General features: G+C 44.3%; 15 protein-coding genes and 1 pseudogene. 7 read left to right on the forward strand and 9 right to left on the reverse strand.

Annotated features, from left to right (window positions below; translation table 11 throughout):
• Nucleotides 1-287: 287 nt before the first annotated feature.
• From choV to betI, 4 genes are all read right to left on the reverse strand, one after another.
• Nucleotides 288-1,490, reverse strand: coding sequence for a choline ABC transporter ATP-binding protein (choV, locus tag EDI28_RS08865; RefSeq protein ID WP_128783476.1), 1,203 nt, complete (start codon nucleotides 1,488-1,490; stop codon nucleotides 288-290).
• 2 nt (nucleotides 1,491-1,492) lie between these two features.
• Nucleotides 1,493-2,341, reverse strand: coding sequence for a choline ABC transporter permease subunit (choW, locus tag EDI28_RS08870; protein ID WP_128783477.1), 849 nt, complete (start codon nucleotides 2,339-2,341; stop codon nucleotides 1,493-1,495).
• 158 nt (nucleotides 2,342-2,499) lie between these two features.
• Nucleotides 2,500-3,456, reverse strand: a complete 957-nt coding sequence (locus EDI28_RS08875) for a choline ABC transporter substrate-binding protein (protein ID WP_128783478.1) — start codon at nucleotides 3,454-3,456, stop codon at nucleotides 2,500-2,502.
• A 24-nt stretch (nucleotides 3,457-3,480) separates the two neighbouring features.
• Nucleotides 3,481-4,080 carry a transcriptional regulator BetI gene (betI, locus tag EDI28_RS08880; RefSeq protein ID WP_128783479.1) on the reverse strand — a complete coding sequence of 200 codons (600 nt, stop codon included), beginning with the start codon at nucleotides 4,078-4,080 and terminating at the stop codon, nucleotides 3,481-3,483.
• 478 nt (nucleotides 4,081-4,558) lie between these two features.
• Here betI and EDI28_RS08885 point away from each other — a divergent pair, with 478 nt between their 5' ends.
• On the forward strand, nucleotides 4,559-5,107 hold the full coding sequence (locus EDI28_RS08885) for a hypothetical protein (protein ID WP_128783480.1): 549 nt from the start codon (nucleotides 4,559-4,561) through the stop codon (nucleotides 5,105-5,107).
• A 134-nt stretch (nucleotides 5,108-5,241) separates the two neighbouring features.
• On the opposite strand, the gene EDI28_RS08890 is transcribed toward EDI28_RS08885, so the two are convergent.
• Together EDI28_RS08890 and EDI28_RS08895 are read right to left on the reverse strand one after the other, a co-directional pair.
• Nucleotides 5,242-6,351, reverse strand: a complete 1,110-nt coding sequence (locus EDI28_RS08890) for an AAA family ATPase (protein ID WP_128783481.1) — start codon at nucleotides 6,349-6,351, stop codon at nucleotides 5,242-5,244.
• Nucleotides 6,352-6,374: 23 nt separating this feature from the next.
• A complete protein-coding gene (locus EDI28_RS08895) occupies nucleotides 6,375-7,610 on the reverse strand; it encodes a vWA domain-containing protein (RefSeq protein WP_128783482.1) in 1,236 nt (411 codons plus the stop codon).
• Nucleotides 7,611-7,746: 136 nt separating this feature from the next.
• On the opposite strand from EDI28_RS08895, the gene EDI28_RS08900 reads away from it, so the two are divergent.
• Both EDI28_RS08900 and EDI28_RS08905 read left to right on the forward strand, forming a co-directional pair.
• Complete coding sequence (locus tag EDI28_RS08900) at nucleotides 7,747-10,554, forward strand: leucine-rich repeat domain-containing protein (protein WP_128783483.1); 2,808 nt, start codon at nucleotides 7,747-7,749, stop codon at nucleotides 10,552-10,554.
• 74 nt (nucleotides 10,555-10,628) lie between these two features.
• On the forward strand, nucleotides 10,629-13,481 hold the full coding sequence (locus tag EDI28_RS08905) for a BRCT domain-containing protein (RefSeq protein ID WP_128783484.1): 2,853 nt from the start codon (nucleotides 10,629-10,631) through the stop codon (nucleotides 13,479-13,481).
• 32 nt (nucleotides 13,482-13,513) lie between these two features.
• Here EDI28_RS08905 and EDI28_RS08910 read toward each other — a convergent pair whose 3' ends face one another.
• Entirely contained in the window at nucleotides 13,514-13,936 is a 423-nt protein-coding gene (locus tag EDI28_RS08910; RefSeq protein WP_128783485.1) for a GNAT family N-acetyltransferase, read from the reverse strand.
• A 495-nt stretch (nucleotides 13,937-14,431) separates the two neighbouring features.
• Here EDI28_RS08910 and EDI28_RS08915 point away from each other — a divergent pair, with 495 nt between their 5' ends.
• Nucleotides 14,432-15,520 (forward strand): DUF871 domain-containing protein, encoded by a 1,089-nt coding sequence (locus EDI28_RS08915; protein ID WP_128783486.1) that lies wholly within the window; start codon nucleotides 14,432-14,434, stop codon nucleotides 15,518-15,520.
• 380 nt (nucleotides 15,521-15,900) lie between these two features.
• The gene (locus EDI28_RS08920; protein ID WP_128783487.1) at nucleotides 15,901-17,973 is read left to right on the forward strand and encodes a methyl-accepting chemotaxis protein; all 2,073 of its coding nucleotides are present in this window, start codon (nucleotides 15,901-15,903) and stop codon (nucleotides 17,971-17,973) included.
• 57 nt (nucleotides 17,974-18,030) lie between these two features.
• Here EDI28_RS08920 and EDI28_RS27310 read toward each other — a convergent pair.
• Together EDI28_RS27310 and EDI28_RS08930 are read right to left on the reverse strand one after the other, a co-directional pair.
• Nucleotides 18,031-18,194: pseudogene (locus EDI28_RS27310) on the reverse strand (IS3 family transposase).
• Between the two features lie 39 nt (nucleotides 18,195-18,233).
• A complete protein-coding gene (locus EDI28_RS08930; protein WP_128783489.1) occupies nucleotides 18,234-18,770 on the reverse strand; it encodes a hypothetical protein in 537 nt (178 codons plus the stop codon).
• A 227-nt stretch (nucleotides 18,771-18,997) separates the two neighbouring features.
• Here EDI28_RS08930 and EDI28_RS08935 point away from each other — a divergent pair, with 227 nt between their 5' ends.
• Both EDI28_RS08935 and EDI28_RS08940 read left to right on the forward strand, forming a co-directional pair.
• Nucleotides 18,998-19,423 (forward strand): MarR family winged helix-turn-helix transcriptional regulator, encoded by a 426-nt coding sequence (locus EDI28_RS08935; protein WP_128783490.1) that lies wholly within the window; start codon nucleotides 18,998-19,000, stop codon nucleotides 19,421-19,423.
• Nucleotides 19,424-19,431: 8 nt separating this feature from the next.
• Nucleotides 19,432-19,980 (forward strand): hypothetical protein, encoded by a 549-nt coding sequence (locus EDI28_RS08940; RefSeq protein WP_128783491.1) that lies wholly within the window; start codon nucleotides 19,432-19,434, stop codon nucleotides 19,978-19,980.
• Nucleotides 19,981-20,244: the final 264 nt, after the last annotated feature.

Raw genomic sequence — 20,244 nt, forward strand, 5'->3', positions numbered from 1 at the left:
AAGCAACCTCAAGATGCTCGTTTCAGCGAGAATTACTTGGCTTGTAGGCTAGGCACCGATTTGAAAATCTAGTGGCTCTAAATTGATAATCGGTAACAAGGCATATAAGCCAAGTAAGCTCGCCCTTTGGGAGTGAGTCAGCGTGCCCATTTCTGTGTCAAATAACGTTGAAAGGGATGACCATTCCTACCGTTATTTTCCTTGAACTGAACACGCTGGTCTCACTCTGAATCCTGCATCTTGAGGTAGTTTGGGTATACACTGCGCTTACGAGTGAAGAAGCCGGATTATGTGCTGACTTCGGTTTCTAGTGAAAAATGTTTCCCTAACAGGGCATGGTAGAAATCATTGTCCGCCAGTACGCCGACCAGCGGCCCATCCTCGGCCAGCAGAACAGGTTGTCCGGTACGATAGCGGATCTCCAATCCTTCCCGCATTGAGATGTCCGGACTGGTTATCACCAGGCTGTCTTGTTTTAAGCTCTCAAGATCGTCTCCTACCTGCCACGAATGCAATGGTAGTGGCTTTCCTTGACGGGTCACCGAAGTAACATGCCCTTGATGATCGGTTTCGGCATAGGTCTGATCATGGAGGCTTAGCACCAGTTTATTATCCTGCAGTTGCAATGCTGCTGCATCTGTCATCAAGGAACGACCACATAACACATTCAACGGGTTGGTGTGAGCCACAAACTCCTCGACGTACGCTGTATTCGGGTTGAGTACGATATCCTCCGGTTTACCGTGCTGGATCAAACGGCCCGACTCCATAATGGCAATTTTATTACCCAGTTTCAGTGCTTCATCCAAATCGTGGCTCACGAAGACGATGGTTTTATTCAGCTGACGCTGAAGCTCAAGCAGCTCATCCTGAAGCTGACTTCTAATCAGGGGATCAAGTGCAGAAAACGGCTCATCCATCAGTAAAATATCGCTATCCATGGTAAACGCCCGTGCCAGCCCCACTCGCTGCTGCATGCCGCCCGACAGTTCGTGAGGAAAGTTAGTTTTCCATTCGGCCAAGCCAACCATTTCCAATTTTTCTTCTGCCCGACGGCGACGCTCATCTTTCGATACACCTTGCATCTCAAGGCCAAAAGCGACGTTATCCAGAACGGTTAACCAAGGCATTAATGCGAATTTTTGAAAGACCATCGAAATGCGGTTTGTGCGCAGGTGGCGCAGTGTACGACAGTCACAATTTGCCAGGTTAATGGTGTTGTCACCGTCACGGACGTTTAGTTCGCCCCGGGAAACAGGATTAAGACCATTGATCGCCCGCAACAGGCTAGACTTACCCGAGCCAGATAATCCCATGAGAACGCAGATATCGCCTTCTTTGATCTCTAGGCTGACATTATGCACACCAACGACATCGCCTGTGATATCAATTATTTCCTGACGACTCTTTCCTTCATCCAGTAATGCCAGCGATTTAGCGATCTTGTCACCGAAAATGACATCCAGATTCTTAATATTGATTGCAACCATGATTAATGACCTCCGTTACGATATGCCGGAGTTTTACACAGCCGATCTAAAATAATCGCGACTAAAACAATTGCCAGCCCTGCTTCGAACCCCTGAGCAATATTCACGGTATTAAGTGCACGGATAACTGGCTTGCCAAGGCCGTCAGCTCCAACGAGAGCAGCAATCACCACCATAGAAAGTGACAACATAATGCATTGAGTAATGCCCGCCATGATGTTTGGCATTGCCGCCGGAAGTTCAACTTTAAACAGTAATTTCATTCGATTGGCACCGAATGCTTTTCCTGCTTCCACTAATTCTTCTGGAACACCGATAATTCCCAGATAAGTTAAACGAATTGGAGCAGCAATGGCAAAAATAATGGTGGATATCAGGCCGGGAACAACCCCTAAACCAAATAAAACCAGCGTTGGAATTAAATAGACAAAGGTTGGAATAGTTTGCATCAAATCCAGTATTGGTCGCAAAATGGCGTAACACCAGGGACGGTGAGCTGCCATGACACCAATCGGAACACCAACCAGAACGGAAAAGAGTGTCGCGGTTAACACTAAAACAAAAGTTTCCAGCATCTCATGCCAGTATCCCAGATTCAGGATCAACAAAAATGCAGCGACGACAAATACCATTAAAGATAAATTGCGGTGAAGAAACCAGGTAAATAGCGCGACAAGGGCGATCAGCCCCATGGGAGGGAACCACTTAACGCCATCTACGAAGAACATAATTAATGATTCAAGACCATAGGATAAAGAATCGAAAAATCCTGCCGCATTGTAAGTGAGCCAATCCACGAAGTCAGCCATCCAACTGCCGACAGGAATTTTATGCTCAATGATAAAGTTCACTTTTACTCCTTGTTTATTTATAAAGATTCATTGTGATCACTGTAATATCAGTCTGAATTACAACTAACATAGTCTAATAACAAATTTCATAACGTAGTTATGAGTTATTTAAATTAGCAAAAATGATCCAACAATTATGTAGATTGGTATAACGATAGTTATATTTGTAAATAATGCCTCAACGATATTTTTGCATTACTGCCATTACGAGCCGAAACTTGCTTTAACCATTTATTCAATACTTCGGGGTTTTCTTTTAACCAATTATTCGCCGCGTCGGAAGGTTTTGCGTTTTCATTTAAAATGGCATTCATCAGCTCATTTTCCATTGGCAGGCTAAATGAGAGGTTCTTTAATAGCTGACCGATATTAGGGCAGGTTTCTAAATAGTTTTTACGTACGTTGGTATAAACACTGGCACCACCGTAGTTAGGACCAAAGTAATCGTCGCCACCATCTAGATACGCGATGTCGAAATTATTATTCATCGGGTGAGGAGCCCAGCCGAGAAACACGACCCACTGCTGACGGTCAATAGCGCGCTTAACCTGAGACACCATACCGGCCTCACTAGACTCAACCAGACGGAACTTTTCCAGATCAAATGCATTGTCATCGATCATCGACTGAATAAGTCGGTTGCCGTCATTCCCCGCTTCTATGCCATAGATCCGTCCGCGGAATTTACTTTTAAACTTAACGAGATCAGCAAAGCTACGCACACCCGCATCAAATACGTACTGAGGAACCGCAAGTGTATATTTCGCTCCTTGCAAGTTTGCACGAACCGTTTCAACCGTGCCTGCTTCATGATAATTGGCAATGTCACCTTCCATGGTAGGCATCCAGTTACCGAGAAAAACATCGATATCTTTGTTAGCCATGGAAGAATAAGTCACAGGTACAGAAAGCAGCTGCGTTGATGTTTCGTAACCAAGCCCTTTAAGTACTTCGCTGGTGATGGCGGTTGTCGCGGTAATATCTGTCCAACCTACGTCAGAGAAGCGAACCACTTCACACTGAGAATCTGACGCAAAGGCTGGCATCGTATTCAGGCTCACTATTAGCCCTGCTGCGCCAATGAGAGGCGATTTATATTTCAATAATGTTTTCATAATGATGCTCTGATAATTGATAGGTTACTGCCGTGGAAGGTAGGGTGACAGCTGCTTGTCCAGATAATCGGAAATGATGAGCTTGGCTTTCTCCGCGCAGATACCTTCCGGGTGTAGAGCACCGCGAAGCCAGATGCCATCGATTAGCGCGGCAATACCCTGCGCCACAAACGCAGCTTGCTCTGCTGGCAGTACCTGCTTAAGTTCATAGCGTAGGTGAGACAACAGACGCTGCTCGTTAATCTGCTGCAGGCGGTGCAGCTGCGAGTCGTGCATTGCATGGGCCCAGAAAGCTAACCAGGTTTTAACGACCTTGCTTTCCATCTGATAATCGTCAAAGTTCCCCGCGACGATGGCCTGGATACGCCCGGCAATATCTCGCTTATCCACTTGCTGTAATCGTGTTTTCACCGAGACAGATAGCTGCCGGAGAACGGCACGCATGGTTTCTTCCATAAGCCCGTGCTTGCCGCCAAAATAGTGGTTAATAATCCCAGGTGACACACCCGCTTTTCGGCTGATTAACGCAACGCTCGCATTTGACAAGCCAACATCATTTACAACAGCCATCGTTGCATCAATCAGCTGCGGACGTCGAATTTCCGGCATCCCTAACTTCGGCATTTAACACTCTCTTTTTTTTATTGAACGTTCAATTAAGAAAAACCTTACACGAAAGACTAGAAACGTTAAAGATAAATCATTAGTGTTGTAATAATGCGCTAGTCGTTGACTTGTGCTTAAGTTGTTGTATTTATGGTGAATAAGTTGCTTTTTGGCAGAAGTTAAAAATATTTTTTGTTTAGCGCTCGAAGTATTTTTGAAGGGCGGTATGCGCGAGTACACATAACCGCGAAGAGAAGCCCTTGTTGGTCAGGTTCTATCTACTCTTGAATCTAGTTGTATCATCAAGCTAGTACGAAGATCACAAAATGGTTCTGTCAGTATGTTAAGAGTATTAAGTTAGTAGTGTTTTACGTTATCATCATCGCGCAATTAACTTTTAGGCAATTAATTTCACTAGTAAAGATGATGAATTTAGGATTCCATATTGCTATTGAGGTGATTCAATAAAGCACGTTACATTAGAAGAGATATTGTTTTGCTAGAACTAGTTACAGAAGTATTAGGTTGGACGTCAGTGGCGTTCTACATTTCCATTACTGTGTTTAACAGTATGAAGTTCACCCGTTTTGCTGCGTTCGGCTCTGCTGCGAACGACATCATCTGGTCAATTCTCATGGGCTGGTGGCCAAAACTGATCCTCAACCTGTCTGTAGCTGCCATCAATACTTATCGTTACGTGAATGATTTCACCAAGTCAGCGAAAGTGGTGATTAATACATTGGCAGTGATTATGGCTGCGGCCATTCTTTACATTGTCTATGTTGCCGTAACGGCCTTTATTGCCGAGCCGACATTACCTGTAGCATTGCAATTTATGGACTTGGGCTTGATTGTCGCAGCACTGTATATGACGTCGTTACGAAAGTACCGTGTATTGATGTTGGTGTCTGGCTTTGTGGGTATGGCTGCCTATTACGGTAATCCTCAAATGATGATCATCAAAGCATTGGTGATCGGCATTATGTCTTACAAACTGATTGCACCAAGCCAGCAAGAAAAAGATGAGCTTGTTGTTCAACACTAATCATTGTCAAAATAGATTAAAAGCCGCATTTGATATTAATTCTGACCAGTTAAGTCAATGAGCAGTTGAATGATCCTGTGGTTGGTTAAAAATACCCTCAAGCATTCTGTTTGAGGGTATTTTTTATGTTGGCTCTAAGCTGCCTGGCTCAGGAATAACTTAGCCAGTTCGGCGTCTGCCAAGACGCCTTTTAGACTGGTATTGCTTGAATTCATCAAATCTTGCATCAAGCCTAGGCGCAGATCGTTCGGTAATACATCCATCTTGAGAAAAGCTTGGATATTGCCCATTTGAGTCTTGTTGACTTTCAGTTTGGACACCTCGAGGTAGTGGTGCAGCCTGGTGCAGAGTGTCGCCAGGATATCAATACGCGGGTTGCTGCTGCCGACAGTTTTGACGATCTGCGGGCCAATCTCTTTGTCGAATTTTTTGCTGTCTACAATGGCCTGTGGCGATACCAGCTTGCTGAGGTTTTGCTCAACGAATGCGATAAATGCTGCGCAGGTTGTTTCGTCGAGGCATGACTGGGCCAGCATATTTACTAATGGAAGCTGCTCTTTCAGATCGTCGATTGGTGCAATGCTCTGGAAAAACTGCACCAGCGATCGGGGAGTGGTTCGCTCGCCGTCGACCAGTTCTGGATAGGTAAGTACAAAGTCGATACCGCGTGGGTCTACGCCGCTCTTTTCTGCCCACATTGCCCAGGCCTTGGCATTGAACTCCATGGTTACATGCATCATACGGGTCAGCATCGCATCATCCATCGGCGTGACTGAATAGTCACCGCCATCCGGGTTGGCGGTCAGCACTATCTGCCAGCCTTCTGGCAGTGCCCAGCTGATCAGCTCATGGTTTTGCAGCAGCTGCATGATGCCTCGCAGGATCCGCTCATCAGCACGGTTAACGTCATCGATCAGCAGAATTCCCGGACCCGGTTCGGTCGGGACCCAATGAGGTGCGGCAAAGCGGGTAACTGTTTCGCCGTTTTCCAGTGTCTCGGTGATTGGCATACCCAGTAAGTCACCCATTTCCTCAAACTGAGCCGGAGCAATCGCGCGCCATTGCATGCCTTGTTCTTTGGCTATTTGCTCAACGAGCTGGGTTTTACCGATCCCGTGGCGACCCCAGATGCAGACCGGAACGCTGCGCTTGCCGTCGGCAGGCAGAAGGTGTTTGACAAACTGGCGAACTTCCGGTGCCTGACAGCTCAGGCCGTAATAAGTGTAATTGTGTTTGTGGCTCATAAGAACTCGCTTAAGGGTCAAATTCAGGATACAGACATCGGGATCACGCGGCCGCTGCGGCGTAATTCGTCAAACTTATCTCCAGGCTCAAATTTAGAACTCGGCTCAGATTCAGCGCTGTGCAGCAACCACAGCAGCTGCATTCGGGGGGAAATTTCCGGAGCTGGTGCGCCTCCGTCAGTGAAGTAAATAATGGCGTCGAATCTGTGCTGATTGGCGTAGGCGATAGGCGCGTTAAAATCAGTGCCTCCGCGACCACAAACATTACTAGGAGCAATGCCCTTATACTGGTACGTCTGCTTAATATCGGTATCACATTCCAGCACTGTGATTTCGGCACCTGCCCGCCAGATATGGTCAATCTCCTCAAAGAAGATATTGAGTTGTTTGTCATCAACGCTGGCAGAGGTATCCACGGCGACTAACAGGCGCTGGTGTGGCTGAATTTTTGTCCCCGGTGTCGTCCCGTAACGCTTGGACGGGCGGCGCAGGGTATTTTTTACCGACGTACGACGGCTGCTGTTGGCAAATAGGCGTAACAGTCGGCGCCAGTTCACAGTGGCTTTGCGTTTGTCCAGAAGCCGAGTCAATACATGCAGGACCGCAGCAGGCAGGGTGCCTCGTGATTTCGCATCCAGCTCAATTCGCTGCGCTGCCTGGCTGAGTTTATTCTCCAACTGCTGCTCCAACAGGGAACGTTCTGCTTTCGCCGCATTGGCGAAGACTTGCCAGCCTTCGTGGCCCGGATTAAATGTTGGCGAAGTATTGTCGTTATTATTATTTCCACTACTGCGGCCGCTATCGCTAACAGAAGACAGCCACTGAGGAGGAAGTTCTTCGGTGGATTGAATTATTGCCTGATAGTAATAGGCCACCTCGCGGTTGGGCTCGAGCGGAGGCTGTTTGAGCTCTTGGCGCCATTCATTGAGGCCTGAGATCGTCATTGCCTGATTGGTCAGTTGCTTGGGTTCAAGGTATTGATTGACGACGAGATCGGCGGCCAGATCAAAACGAACTTTATCGGCGTAGCTGCCACGAGCAAAGATATGTCCGAACACTAAGTGCAGTGCTTCATGCTTTAGTGCGCCTAATTGTTGATGTTCGTTCAATTTTTGCCAGGTTTCATTTTGGCAAATCAGCTGAAGGTCGCTTTTACCCTGTGGCTTTGACAGAAGTGGTGGTGCATTTTCAGCACTGTTTGTCACTGTCGATTTTTGAAAGCTTCCTAGGTAATGGCCATAGAAAGGCTCACGCAACATAAGCTTTACCAGTATGCGTGACAATGTGTGCGTACTAATAGTCCGTACCGCTTAACTGTATGATTTTAATTCAATTATCCATATAATGCGGATGTGGTCAATTGGTCCCGACTAATGATTTGTAAGGAGTAGGATATTGAGTCACTTTGAGCTAGATGATTTTAATGCTGAGGAATGCCTTGAGAAGGTACATGCATCAGTTCTTTCACTTGAGTACGACTGCTGTGATGAACGCCCTTCCTGGGCCGAGTTGGCGAAGGCATTCCCTAATTTAAAAGAATTTAGTTTCTCGTATTTTGGCTCAGATTCAAAAAAACGCCGAATTGAGACTGAATTCTTTCGCCGTTTTCCTGATCTCACTAGACTTAAAGTTGATGAGTTGACTGTTGATTTGACTGGGGTCGAACCTGAACATCTGAATCATTTGACCTCAGTGAATTTTGATAAGTGTATTAATGGCCAGTATCTTTCTGTTTTCGGAAATCTGCCTGTTCTCGAAACGCTGGAAGTTAAGGTTAGCGGCGGCGATGTTGTATTTAAGACCGGTACAGAATCCGGTTTGAAGAACTTGAAATTACAGCTGATAAATAATGTCCGTTCGATTGATTGTGATCTAGCGGCATCTTCTCTTGCAAAACTTGAGCTGGGAGAGTCGGGGTATCAGAATGACAATCAAGGGGCCGTGGATATCAAAGCCCTGAGTCTGCCAGCAACTCTTAACGAGCTAAAACTCGCTTTAACTCATGAGCCAAACCTGCCAGACAATTTGCTGGGAGACAATCCCGAATTGGAACTGGTTCATATGACGCTGGGTAATGCGACACTTCCACCCAAGTTACTGGGTGATGTTCAATCTATCGATAAGCTGACGATAGCTCTTCGTGGTGAAACCCCACCCCTTCCGGAAACGTTGTTTGCGAACCTCAAGCGCGTTGATGATCTGAAGCTGGAGCTGGAATATACCCCGTGTAGCGCCGCTCTACTGCCTGCTGGGTTGCCGTTGAAAGTGTTTCATTACCGCAATGCTTCCGGTTTGATGACTGATGCCAATGAACTTCGGTTACCGGAACTGGATGAAGCATGGCTAGATGGTTTTGATGACGAACAGTTAGCCTGGCTTGAGCACAGCCCTAAAATTACTTACCTGAATATCGCTGGTATTAAGGAGATGCCGGATGACTTTCCGTTTCTGCCGGCCTTGGAATATTTCATTTTGCGCAGTTGTCGAGGTCAGTCACTGCCAGCTTCTATTCGTTCAAATCCATTTGTTACGCATTACTCTCACTGGGGTGTTCAACTGGAGAAACTGGGTGATCTTAGTGCTATGACTGGCTTGAAGAATGTCCGTTTGGTACCAGGTGAACATACTCAGAACAAACTGCCTGAGCTTGATGATCTTGCATCCGCGCCTGCATTGAAAGAAGTGGAGCTGCGGGTAAGCATGGAGTCTTTCGAGCCTGCATTGCTGAAACTGCCTATTGCGGCCCAGATTGAATTTTACCCTGAGACGTTGGCGAAAGAGTTCCAAATCCTGCGAACCTCAAGGCTGAGTGAAGATCAGATGCTTGAGCTGCTGACAATATTGGCTAACGTCAACAAGCCGGCCCAGTTGCCGACGATGCCTGCGGCATTCCACCTGACGATGATGGAAGCGAAGTACAATCGTTTCAAAGCCCAGCATAAATCTTGGCTGCGTGAACAGGCGAAAGTCAGCGAGCTGCAACAGCCGTTTGGTGCCGGAAGTTGCCTGTTTATTGCCGGCCGCAGCGGCATTAAAACAACGGAGCTGAAAGTGAAAGCGGCTGAAATCGGCTTCAGAATTAGCAAGAAACTAGATAACAGTGTTACTCACTTACTACTGGGGTCTTGTCCGAAACAGACCGCCGATTATGACTTAACTAGCCTGAAGCTTATTGACGATACCGTTTTACAGCAATGCTTTACCACACAGGCACCTAAATTTCTGCAACAGGATCAGGCTTCTGCTGGTGGTATGACTGACAGCGTGCTGGCTATGTTGGCTTCACCTGATGAAGGCTGCCACAAAGTGGCGGTGGAAATGCTGGCTCAGGGCGGTGTGACGGCAGAGATGCATATTCCCCTATTCCTGATCTTGAAAACGACGGCGGATAATGCTTTTCGAAAAGAGATCAAGCACCTGCTGGCGGGGCAGGGAGATGAGGCCTTTCTGTTGGCGGTGAGTGACCGCATCCTGTTCCACAATGTGCGCGGCCTGGATCAGTATGGTTCGCACAGAGGGCAGTGTGTGATGGTCGATAAGCTTAAAAAACAGCGCAAAAAGTGGGGCGAGGCGCTTTGTACGGCTTTTGCAAAGGCCTATTATGATCGTTTTGGTGACGGGCTTATGTATGTCCTGATGCAAAAAGAACAAACCCCAGAACGTTTGGCGATTTTGTCGGAGCTGGTGGAGGACGATTGCCTCAACTGGCGTCGTGGGGCCGGCTTTGATCTCGTGTTGCAGGATGGTGATGAAAAAGAACGCTTAAAGCTGCACTGGCACCCGAGATACAAAATGAACTATGACGAGTTGCTTGGAGCGGCAAAAACACCGCTGCCTGCGGAGTTACCACTACGGGAATCGATTCGAAAACTGAACTTGGGCAACTGTCTGCTGAGCACCTTGCCGACGGGGATTGACCACTATCAGCACATTAGCGAATTGAGTCTGAGCTTCAACCCGTTGGAGACGTTACCAACTTCTCTGGTTAACTTTACTCAACTGGAGAGCCTGGATCTCTCGTATTGTCACTTCAGAGAATTCCCCAAGGTGCTGCTTAAGCTTTCAAACCTCAAGCGTCTGGATCTGCGCCGTGCTTGTCGGGTTGATTATGATTCTGGCTATGACGATCCAAGCTATCGTAGCTTAACTGTCCCTGATGCTTTTCGTGCTTTGAACCCCGACTGCGAAATCCTGGAAGATTAAGGCTCAAATATTATAGCTTTAGACTGCGCTTAAATGACGAAAATTTAGAATATACAATAAATAAGGAACAATACGTGACGAATGCTTGTCTGGATGATTATGACGTTGAAGAAATGCTGGCAAAGGTGCACTCCGATGTTACCCACCTGGAATATGAGTGCAAGAAAGAAAAGCCGGAATGGAGCGATGTTGCTAAGGCATTTCCCGGTCTGAATTCGATTGAGATCGAATGTTACAGTTATAGGGCAGACAAGAGCCGATTAATCGATGCTGACTTTTTCGTTCATTTTCCTGCTCTGAAGCAACTGATCGTAAGAGGTTGCTCTGTAAAACTAGAGGGAGTGGATCCTGCCAATCTCTCTCAGCTGGAAAAAGTGAATATTTCTTCAGTGCTGGATGCGGAATATCTCAGTGTGTTTGGTGATCTTCCTAAGCTGACTCACTTGAAAGTGTCCGTACAAGGCAAGTCTCTGGTATTTGAGGCGATATCGGCATCGGTGCTTGAATCAGTGAATTTTGATCTACCATCGGTGGAATTGTTGGATATCGATCTTAAGGCTGTCAACTCCCTGCGTAAGCTAGATCTTAATGATGAAAGCTATCATTTCGACAAGGATACTCAGCTTTCGGTGAAGCGGTTAAGCTTGCCTGATAGTCTGGATGAGCTGAGACTGTCGCTGCCTTGTGTGGATGGTTTGCCCGATAGCATGTTGGGTGATATTCCACATATGAGCAAGCTGGAGGTGTACATCACGGCAGCGACGTTGCCGGAAAAGATGTTCGGGAATCTGCTTTCTGTCGATGAGCTAACAATTAGGCTCAAAAAGCCGACGCCATCCTTGCCGGCTGGGCTGTTTTCTCAACTGAAGCGTGTTGATCGTTTGTCTCTTCACTTGAGCAACAGCCCATGTAACATCGCTTGTCTGTTACATGATGAGCTGACGGTTACAGAGTTAGCGTTGAGTAATGCCGAAGGGGTAATGAGCGGCTTAGAACAGGTAAAGCAGCCCGCCCTTGAAAAGATCGATTTATTTGGTGTTTCCATTGATGATTTGGGTTTTCTCAATCTTTGCTCCAAGTTACAACGTTTGTCACTAGGCTATATTCAAGGTTTGATGGATTCAGCGGTATTTCCACAGCTACCGAATCTTAAAGAGCTGGCTTTATATCATTGCGATGGTACTGAACTGCACCCTGCAATCCGGACATTGAGTCAGGTTGAGCAGCTCACTATTCAAACGTGTCGATTGCAGACGCTTGGTGATCTCTCTGCAATGAGCTCGCTTGAGAAGGTATTCATCGACGATGTCTCTATGAACCGATATCCGGCGAATCCGCCGGAGTTGAGCGGGTTGCTTACTCTGCCTGCGTTCAAGTCTCTGGAGTTGACGATCAACCCTGAAGAAGAAGGTTATAACCTTGATGCTCTTGCCGGTCTTCCATCAGGGAGTAGCGTTGAAATTAGTCTGTATGAGAGCGGACGTCGCAGTGAGATGCTACAAAAACAGCTGGCGATATTAATTAATGCTGACCTGACGGCAGACCAAAAACGTAATTATTGGCGACAGTTATTTCCGCTTAAATTCCCTCGTGAATTGCCAACAATGGATGGGCGTTTCTACCTGACCTTTATGGAGGGACGCTATACACCGTTTAAAAAACAGGTGTTGGCATGGTTGCGACAGGTAGCCGAGTCATCCGTGGCCAAGCGTCCGCTGGACAGTAATAGCTGTATATTTATTTGCGGTCGCAGTAGCTTCAAATCGACGGAAATTAAAGCCAAGTCGGCTGAGCTTGGTTTTAGCATCAGCAAAAAGCTGGATGATAAGGTTACTCATATTCTGCTTGGTAGCAATCCGAAAGGTACAGCAGCGATTGATCCTGAACAGCACCTGTTGGTTGACGATACCGCCTTGCAGCAGTTTTTTCAGCAGGAAGCGCCACAGTTTCTGCAGCAGGAAAGTGCCGTGGATAGCGGCATGATTGACAGCGTGCTGGAAATGCTGAATTCACCGGATGAAGCATCTCATCGGGTTGCGATTGAGATGCTGGCTCAGGGTGGTGTTACCAGCGCAATGTTGATGCCGCTGTTTTTGATCCTCAAGATGACTTCAGACAACGGCCTTCGTGCCCAGATCAAGGCTCTGTTGGCGGGCCATGGCAGTGAATTATTCCAGATGGCAGTCAATGATCGCATTTTATTTAATACGGTACGGGGCGATAACGGTGAAGGCTGGGTTGTAGGTGAAGGGCCTATGTTCAAAAAGCTTAAGGGCCAGCTTAAAAAATGGGGGCCAGAACTTTGTTTTGATTTTGCCAAGCACTATTTTGACCGTTACGGAGAAGGCCTGTTATTGATCCTTACGCAGAAAGAAGACTCACCTCAGCGTCTTGCCATCATTAGTGAATTGGTTGAAGGGGAGTGCCTGAACTGGAATAAAGGCTGTGGTTTCAATGGTCAGTTAGAAGGTGCCAGCGAAAAGCGGATGACTGATAGTCATCGTTTTCCGGATATCTATATGCAGCACCAGAATATGTTGGGAGAACCTAAAACCCGTCTGCCGAAGACCTTGCCGGTTTCGTCTAAAATTACCGAGCTAAATTTGAGCAACTGTTATCTCGGTGCTTTGCCATTTGGCATTGAGCTGTATACCGATGTGACTAAGTTGAGTCTTCGTTTTAACCACCTTGAGGATCTGCCGGCTAAATTGGTCAAGCTGACCGAGCTTGAAGAGCTGGATTTATCCTATAACCATTTTGATGAGTTCCCTAAGGTACTGTTCAAACTCAAGAAATTGAAACGATTAGATTTCCGTCGTCCGAGCCAGCCAGACTACCGGACAGGCTATGGCAGTGATTATGAATCGGTAGCCGTACCACAGGCATTTCGTGATGCCTTCCCGGATTGTGAAATTCAGGAAGATTAATGCTAAGTAAGAGGGGCTTTGTAGCCCCTTTTTCAAATGACTATTTTATGACAAGTTTTTTCCAGACTCACTTTTAATTCAGTTATGTCAATAATCCATTGTTTGTTGTTAATTTTTCTAAAACCCAATTTTTTTGCAAAATCAGCTAAATTGTCATTGGCACCTTCGATACCGACTTTATTCGTTTGATATTTATTTGACACCTTAACTATAAATTTAAGTAAATCCGTACCGTGCCCTATACGGGTATGCTTAAAACCTATTTTTGCAATTACGATAGTATCTGGTTTCCACAAGTCAGTATTAGGTTTAAATCTAAAATATAAATCAAAGAGCTTCCTGCTGGCATCAACAGTGAACATATTTGAGGTGGCTGGGCAGGTTTTGTAGCTAAATCTCTCCATGAGATAAACATTGAGATCACGGCAAAAAAGTTGAATTTCCTTATTTGACATCACAGGTTCCTTCTTCTGACCAACACCGCACACAAGTTACGCTTTGATAAAGCATTAAATGAGATCATTACTGCTCAATGCAATTAACTGTAAGGGGCAGCTAACGTACATATAAAGGTGGTCGGTGTCAATGATAATCATTATCAATTGAAGTGTGGCAGAGTTTTTTTGCTTGAGCACTACTCCATTTATCTAACTAACAATAAACTGATAATTATGTAATTTCGTGCATCATTGTTTATATAGTTGCGAACTGCCCCGAAGAAATGCGCGTTTACCATTGTCCGGGTTTGATGGTAATTGTGATCTTTGTTGTTTCAGGACAAACTGTTTTCAAAAATTAATCTCTTGAAAATCTTATTTTGTCATGTGTTTATTTTGGTTTGTGGTTGGTAAATACAGGGCTGGTTGAGGGGCGATGAAGCCATACAATAAGTGCAACAGGCATTGTTGATAATTTTGAAAATTAAGCAGTTAAATTAAGGAATAGAATTAATGAGAAAGTTGGGTATATCCGTTTATCCTGAGCTGGCAAGTCTCGAGCGTAATAAAGAATATATCGAAACTGCGGCCAAATATGGCTTTAGCCGTATCTTTACCTGTTTACTGTCTGTTGATGGTAATAAAGAGCAGATCATCTCAGAATTTAAGGACATGGTATTGTGCGCCAAAGAGCATGGTTTTGAAGTTATTGCTGATGTTGCGCCGTGTATTTTTAAGGAACTTGGAATTAGCTACGAAGACCTGAGCTTCTTTAATGAGATGGGGGTTGACGGTATTCGTTTGGATGAAGGGTTCACAGGTAATGAAGAAGCCCTGATGACGTTTAATCCATATGGCTTGAAAATCGAGCTTAATGTCAGTGTTGCAAATGGCTACTTAGACAACATCCTGTCTTTCCATCCAGATACCGATTACCTGATAGGTTGTCACAATTTCTATCCTAAACGCCGCTCTGGCTTGACCCGTGCCCACTTTATTGCCGGATCTAAGATTTATAAAAAGCATGGCTTGCGAGTTGCTGCTTTCGTTGGTTCGAGTGTTGAAGATGCAAAAGGACCTTGGCCGTTGGCCGATGGACTGTGTACCATCGAAGAGCACCGTGACCTGCCTATTGATGTGCAAGCCAAAGATTTGTTCTATACCGGACTGGTTGATGATGTAATTATTGCCAACTGCTTCCCAAGTGAAGAGGAGCTGAAGAAGCTGGGCGAGTTACACAAAGGGCTAGTAACGCTAGATATCGAGCTGGAAGTAGAGCTGAATGACGATGAAGAAATTATTGTTTTTGAAGAGCTGCATTTCTTTCGAGGAGATTGTGGAGAATATACTATTCGCTCCACCATGCCTCGTCTTAAGTTTAAAGATGCAGTGATCCCAGAGAAAAATGCCCGCACAATCTGTAAGGGAGATGTAATCCTCGAGAATGTGAATTCGCCACGTTATAAAGGTGAGCTGCATATTGCTTTGGTGGATTTTGAAAATGATGGCAACAGTAATGTCATTGGCCGTGTAACCGATACCAATTTGTGTTTCCTAGAGCAAATTAAACCTTGGCAGAAGTTTAAGCTGTCAAAAGCGTAACTCTGTTTAGGCTTGAATAACACATGGCGTTGTATCTGATGACGTCATGTGTTTTATAAAATAAGGAGTTTTTTAAATTTACTGCAAATATAATATTACAATTTATTCATAAAATGTCTCATTTATTAAAATAAACCTCATTACTAAAATCACCGTAAATCGATTTACTCTGAGAGTCTCATTAATTAATTATTGTCGTATGCCAAAAAGGGTGACAATTATATGCTACTAATTGTGAGTAAGTTAACAGTAATGTATCAAAAACATGAGTTTCATTGTGTCAGTTATTCATCCTATGTCATAATTTTATATGACAAAAGATAGATGCCAGATTGGCATTAATACCCGCCATAAAAGTAGTAAAATAAAGGCTTATTTAGATGAATTTAACAATAAAAGCGAAACTGACGCTTATTGTATGCACCTCTATGCTTATTATAAGTGCATTTTTTATTTTCAGTTTGATTAACACAGAAGAATCGGTGCTCAGGGCTGAAGAGAATAATGTCAGTGATAAGGTGGAAAAATTATTAAATGACAATTTAAAAGGTCAGGTTGATACAGTTACCCAGTCTCTAGCTAGCTATTATGAAAATTCAAAGCAAGAAAATATTAAGGCAGAGCTTGCGACTGAAATTGATGAGTTTAGAAAGACCATTGATAGTATTTATGCTCACAGTGCTTCTGTTGACGAAGCAAAAGCCAGTGTTTATGCATTTATTAATGGGTATTTGTGGAATAATGGCCGTTATCTTTTTGCCTATGATGCTACATCGATAGTTAACAAGGCCAACGGGATTAATACCAGTATCATCGGAACCAGTTCTTTTGATGCAACGGATAAGAAAGGCATCTATTATGCTAGAAATATCGTTAATGTAGCCAAAAACAATACTGTTGGGTTTACCAGCTATTATTTTTCAAACCCGGCAACCAACACAATTGAAGAAAAGCTGACCGTCTCTTTTTACTTTAAGCCGTTAAACTTGGTAATTGCCACCGGTGAGTATATCAGCACCTTGCGCAAAGACGAGCTTCAGGCTGCCATTAATACAGTAAGCTCAACGGCTTATGGGCAAAATGGTTATTTTTGGATACAAGATCAAGATGGCACTATCCTTGCCCATCCTAAAGCATCTATTGTGGGTACGGCCCTTTCTACGACCACTAAAATAGCCAATGGTATGAAGGGCAAATCTGAAGCGTTTGTTAAAATTGCCTATGAAAATCCGACGACCCAAAAAACTGAAAATAAAATCACCTATGCCAGAAAAGTTTTCCCTGAATGGGGGTGGACGATTGTTACCGGTGCTTATGAGAGTGATATCGTTAGCATTAAGGATGGATTGACCAAAGCCACGGCTGAGATTTTTAATGATAAAGTGTATGAAAGTATCGTGACAGCCACTGTACTTTTGATTGTTTCTCTGTTGGTCGTATGGTGGGCAATTAATACTATAGTTAAAGGCCTGATTGAGCTTAAAGCTCGAATTGATACCTTATCGACTGGTGAAGCGGACCTAACCTCACGTATTGAAATCACCTCTAATGACGAGGTGGGTGATATCGGAAACTCGGTTAACAATTTTATTATTTATTTGCAATCTATGATATTGGAGATCTCGCAAGCATCAACTCATATAACAGATGGGATTAAACAACTAAATCAGCAGTCAGAGCGAAATAACAACGCGTTAATTAGCCATGCTTCTGAGACAGATCAGGTTGTTGCGGCTATTACAGAAATGAGCTCGACGGCTGAGACTGTTGCCCAGAGTGCAACGGAGACGGCTGAAAATACACAGAAAGCCAATGATGAAGCGATGCTGTCAAAAGATACAGTGCTTGAGGCATCTAGCAGTGTGATTTCGTTGGTTGATGAAGTCGGTACAGCATCATCAAGTATTAATACTATGAGTGAGAATACTCAGCAAATTGTCAGTGTCTTAGGTGTGATTGGTGAAATTGCCGAGCAAACTAATCTGCTGGCATTGAATGCTGCTATCGAAGCTGCACGTGCTGGTGAGCAAGGACGAGGCTTTGCGGTTGTTGCCGATGAGGTGCGTTCGTTAGCTGCCCGTACCCAGACGAGTACTGCGGAAATCAATGAGATATTAACGAAATTGCAGCAGGATGCAGCTAACGCTGTTGCCGCAATGGAAGTGACAAAAAGAAGTTGTGAACGAACGGCTGATAATACAGCTCATGTAACAGACAGTTTGGATGCTATGACTAACTCGATTGTAGAAATCAATGATTTAAGCACTCAAATAGCGACAGCTTCCGAGGAACAGAGCTCGGTAACCGAAGAAGTCAGCCGTAATATGAGCAATATTCGCGATATGGTCCATGAGTTGACTCAAAACGGACAAGCGACGGTAGATAGTACGCAAGACTTGGCGGCAGCCAATGCCCAGTTGGGAGCGCTGGTGAGTAAGTTTAAGCTACAGTAAAGATCTGTACTGACGAAAAAGCCGATCATCTGAAGTGACCCCAGTAAGTTGGACATTTTAGTTAAGTGGCTTTAAGGCCTGCTCTCGATATTCTATCGGGGTCAGGCCTTTTAGGTTTATCTTAATTCGTTCCGTTTCGTATTGTAATACTCGATATACTCTTCAATCCTTTCTATCAGTTCATCGGCATTTTTTAAGCTCTGCATTAGTGTTAAGTGAATATGACGATAACCGTAGCGCCCTTTATGTTCATGGTTGGCTTAAAAATCAGTTATACGCTTAGCCCACTTATTTTCAGTCAACCATTTTGGAAACGTTTCGGGTGTGTAAAGAAATACTGAAATCCATAGCATTGCCATCACTGAGCCAGAGGGAATTGCCCAAGCAAAACCGTCAGCAGTGGTTGGTAGGTGAGTCGCTATAGCACCGCCACAAAGAGCAATCGCGAATAGAACACCTAGTTTATAAGTATGTCGGTAAACAACGAGAAGACCAATAGACGCTTCCATCACACCCGTATATTTGAATAGATAAAGTAGGTTGTATTGAGTAAAGTTAGCTTCCATTGGAGCAAGACCAATAACTTTCCCCATGCCACTAAAGAACAGTGTAAAGCCTGCAATGATCGCGAAGATTCTTCCCACCTTTTGTGCATTGGTAGGGAGTACCTGAAAATCCTTTAGGAAACCACACATGTAAAATACACCAAAAGTGACAGTAGCTACTGCGTAGAATGCCATAATTGCAATGGTTGCTGACATCGCTTCGTTGCCCGCGAATAGATGAAATAGATCCATAATATACCTATGTTAATAATGGTTAAGTGGGTGACGGCTCTCTAGTCACACATCGTGATAGCTCATCGAAAACAATATTAGATTTGATCATGTGGTTGACATTGTCAACTACATTCTTAAAATGTACACCATGCTTGTATGATACGCTGATGAGTAAATCGAGAAGTGGGCGTTCTACACTAGTGAAGCACATTTACTTAAACAAATTAATCAGTTGAGGCTTTATTGTGGTTAATGCGAATGCGAGAAATTTATTTGATTTAATGCAACTCTATCGGTCTAAAATGAAAAAGGCGGTAGGGACGAAAGAGTTAAATCTGAATGCCATGCATATTCAGTGTATGCGGCTTATTCAAGAAGCCCATCACTGTACAGCAAATGCTATCGGGCAAGGTTTAGATAGAGATAAATCACAAATCTCTTTGGTGGTTAAAGATATGGCTAAGAAGGGGTGGATTGAATTTTTACCTAATCCACAAGACAAACGAAGTAAGTTGATAGAGCTAACTTCTCTCGGGGAGAGCTTGCTAGCCAAAGTCGCAACAGAAGAAACTTTGGTTGGCGATATAATGAAACAAGGGTTAAGTGCAAAGGAGATCGAACTGTTCGACAAAGTTGTCCTAGCCATGAAACATAACCTAAAGAACTCATAGGATAGAACTTGTCGATGATCCGAAGGCCATTACTCCAATGTGGGAAACTTGAAACAGTAAATAAATTTGATTCCAAATATGCGATTGGAAACGAAGTTTATTTTTTTGATTGTCACAAATTGCAGCCAGATTGGATCAAACACCAATTTGTCCATAAAGGGATCGTTAAAGGTGTTTATCGAAAACACCGAAGCATCAACACTATCTACAAGGTTTATTTTCCTTATGTTCGATGTTGGAAATTCATTCCTGAGAATGAATTAGAAAGAGATTTTCTTGGTATTGGTCAGCAGTGCTCGTGGGGACAACTTGAGAACATATCTGCTGATGGAATGTTAGTAACAGTGACGAAGCTTAATACCTTGAGACCAATTGTCGAGGAGGCTGTATGTTGTCTTCGTCGTGAGGCGAGGGAGTATTTGTATTTTCAACGGCGGCTGTATATCGCTTTAAAAGATAACCGTATTCATCTCAAAATCAGTGTAGATAAAACGGGTATTGAGTTTCGTCTTTTCGGTAAGTCTATTTCCCATGAACAGGCATTATCGTTGGAATAGCTAGCAGGAGTTTATGCACTTAAGTAGGCTTTGTATGAGGATCTACTTGATCCAAATATGTTCAATCTTTCATCTGGTTAAACAGGTGCAGTTCATGACAAAAATAACCTACAGATTTTCAACATTTCAAGATACTCTTCTAATTTGAATTAACCTTGTTGGATTTTTTACTCTAGGACGGTTTCGTCTTTTTTCGACATCACAGAAATGGTCTAGCTATTTTTTCTATAAACAACTAAACCCATTGACGTATTGAATGTGGTA

It is taken from the genome of Photobacterium chitinilyticum, assembly GCF_004104355.1.
GTDB classification, from domain to species: Bacteria; Pseudomonadota; Gammaproteobacteria; order Enterobacterales; family Vibrionaceae; genus Photobacterium; species Photobacterium chitinilyticum.

Coding starts and splice junctions, on each gene's coding strand:
- EDI28_RS08920 (WP_128783487.1), top strand. CDS start 15,901: ATGAATTTAACAATAAAAGCGAAACTGACGCTTATTGTATGCACCTCT.
- betI (WP_128783479.1), bottom strand. CDS start 4,080: ATGCCGAAGTTAGGGATGCCGGAAATTCGACGTCCGCAGCTGATTGAT.
- EDI28_RS08895 (WP_128783482.1), bottom strand. CDS start 7,610: ATGTTGCGTGAGCCTTTCTATGGCCATTACCTAGGAAGCTTTCAAAAA.
- choV (WP_128783476.1), bottom strand. CDS start 1,490: ATGGTTGCAATCAATATTAAGAATCTGGATGTCATTTTCGGTGACAAG.
- EDI28_RS08915 (WP_128783486.1), top strand. CDS start 14,432: ATGAGAAAGTTGGGTATATCCGTTTATCCTGAGCTGGCAAGTCTCGAG.
- EDI28_RS08930 (WP_128783489.1), bottom strand. CDS start 18,770: ATGGATCTATTTCATCTATTCGCGGGCAACGAAGCGATGTCAGCAACC.
- EDI28_RS08875 (WP_128783478.1), bottom strand. CDS start 3,456: ATGAAAACATTATTGAAATATAAATCGCCTCTCATTGGCGCAGCAGGG.
- EDI28_RS08890 (WP_128783481.1), bottom strand. CDS start 6,351: ATGAGCCACAAACACAATTACACTTATTACGGCCTGAGCTGTCAGGCA.
- EDI28_RS08910 (WP_128783485.1), bottom strand. CDS start 13,936: ATGTCAAATAAGGAAATTCAACTTTTTTGCCGTGATCTCAATGTTTAT.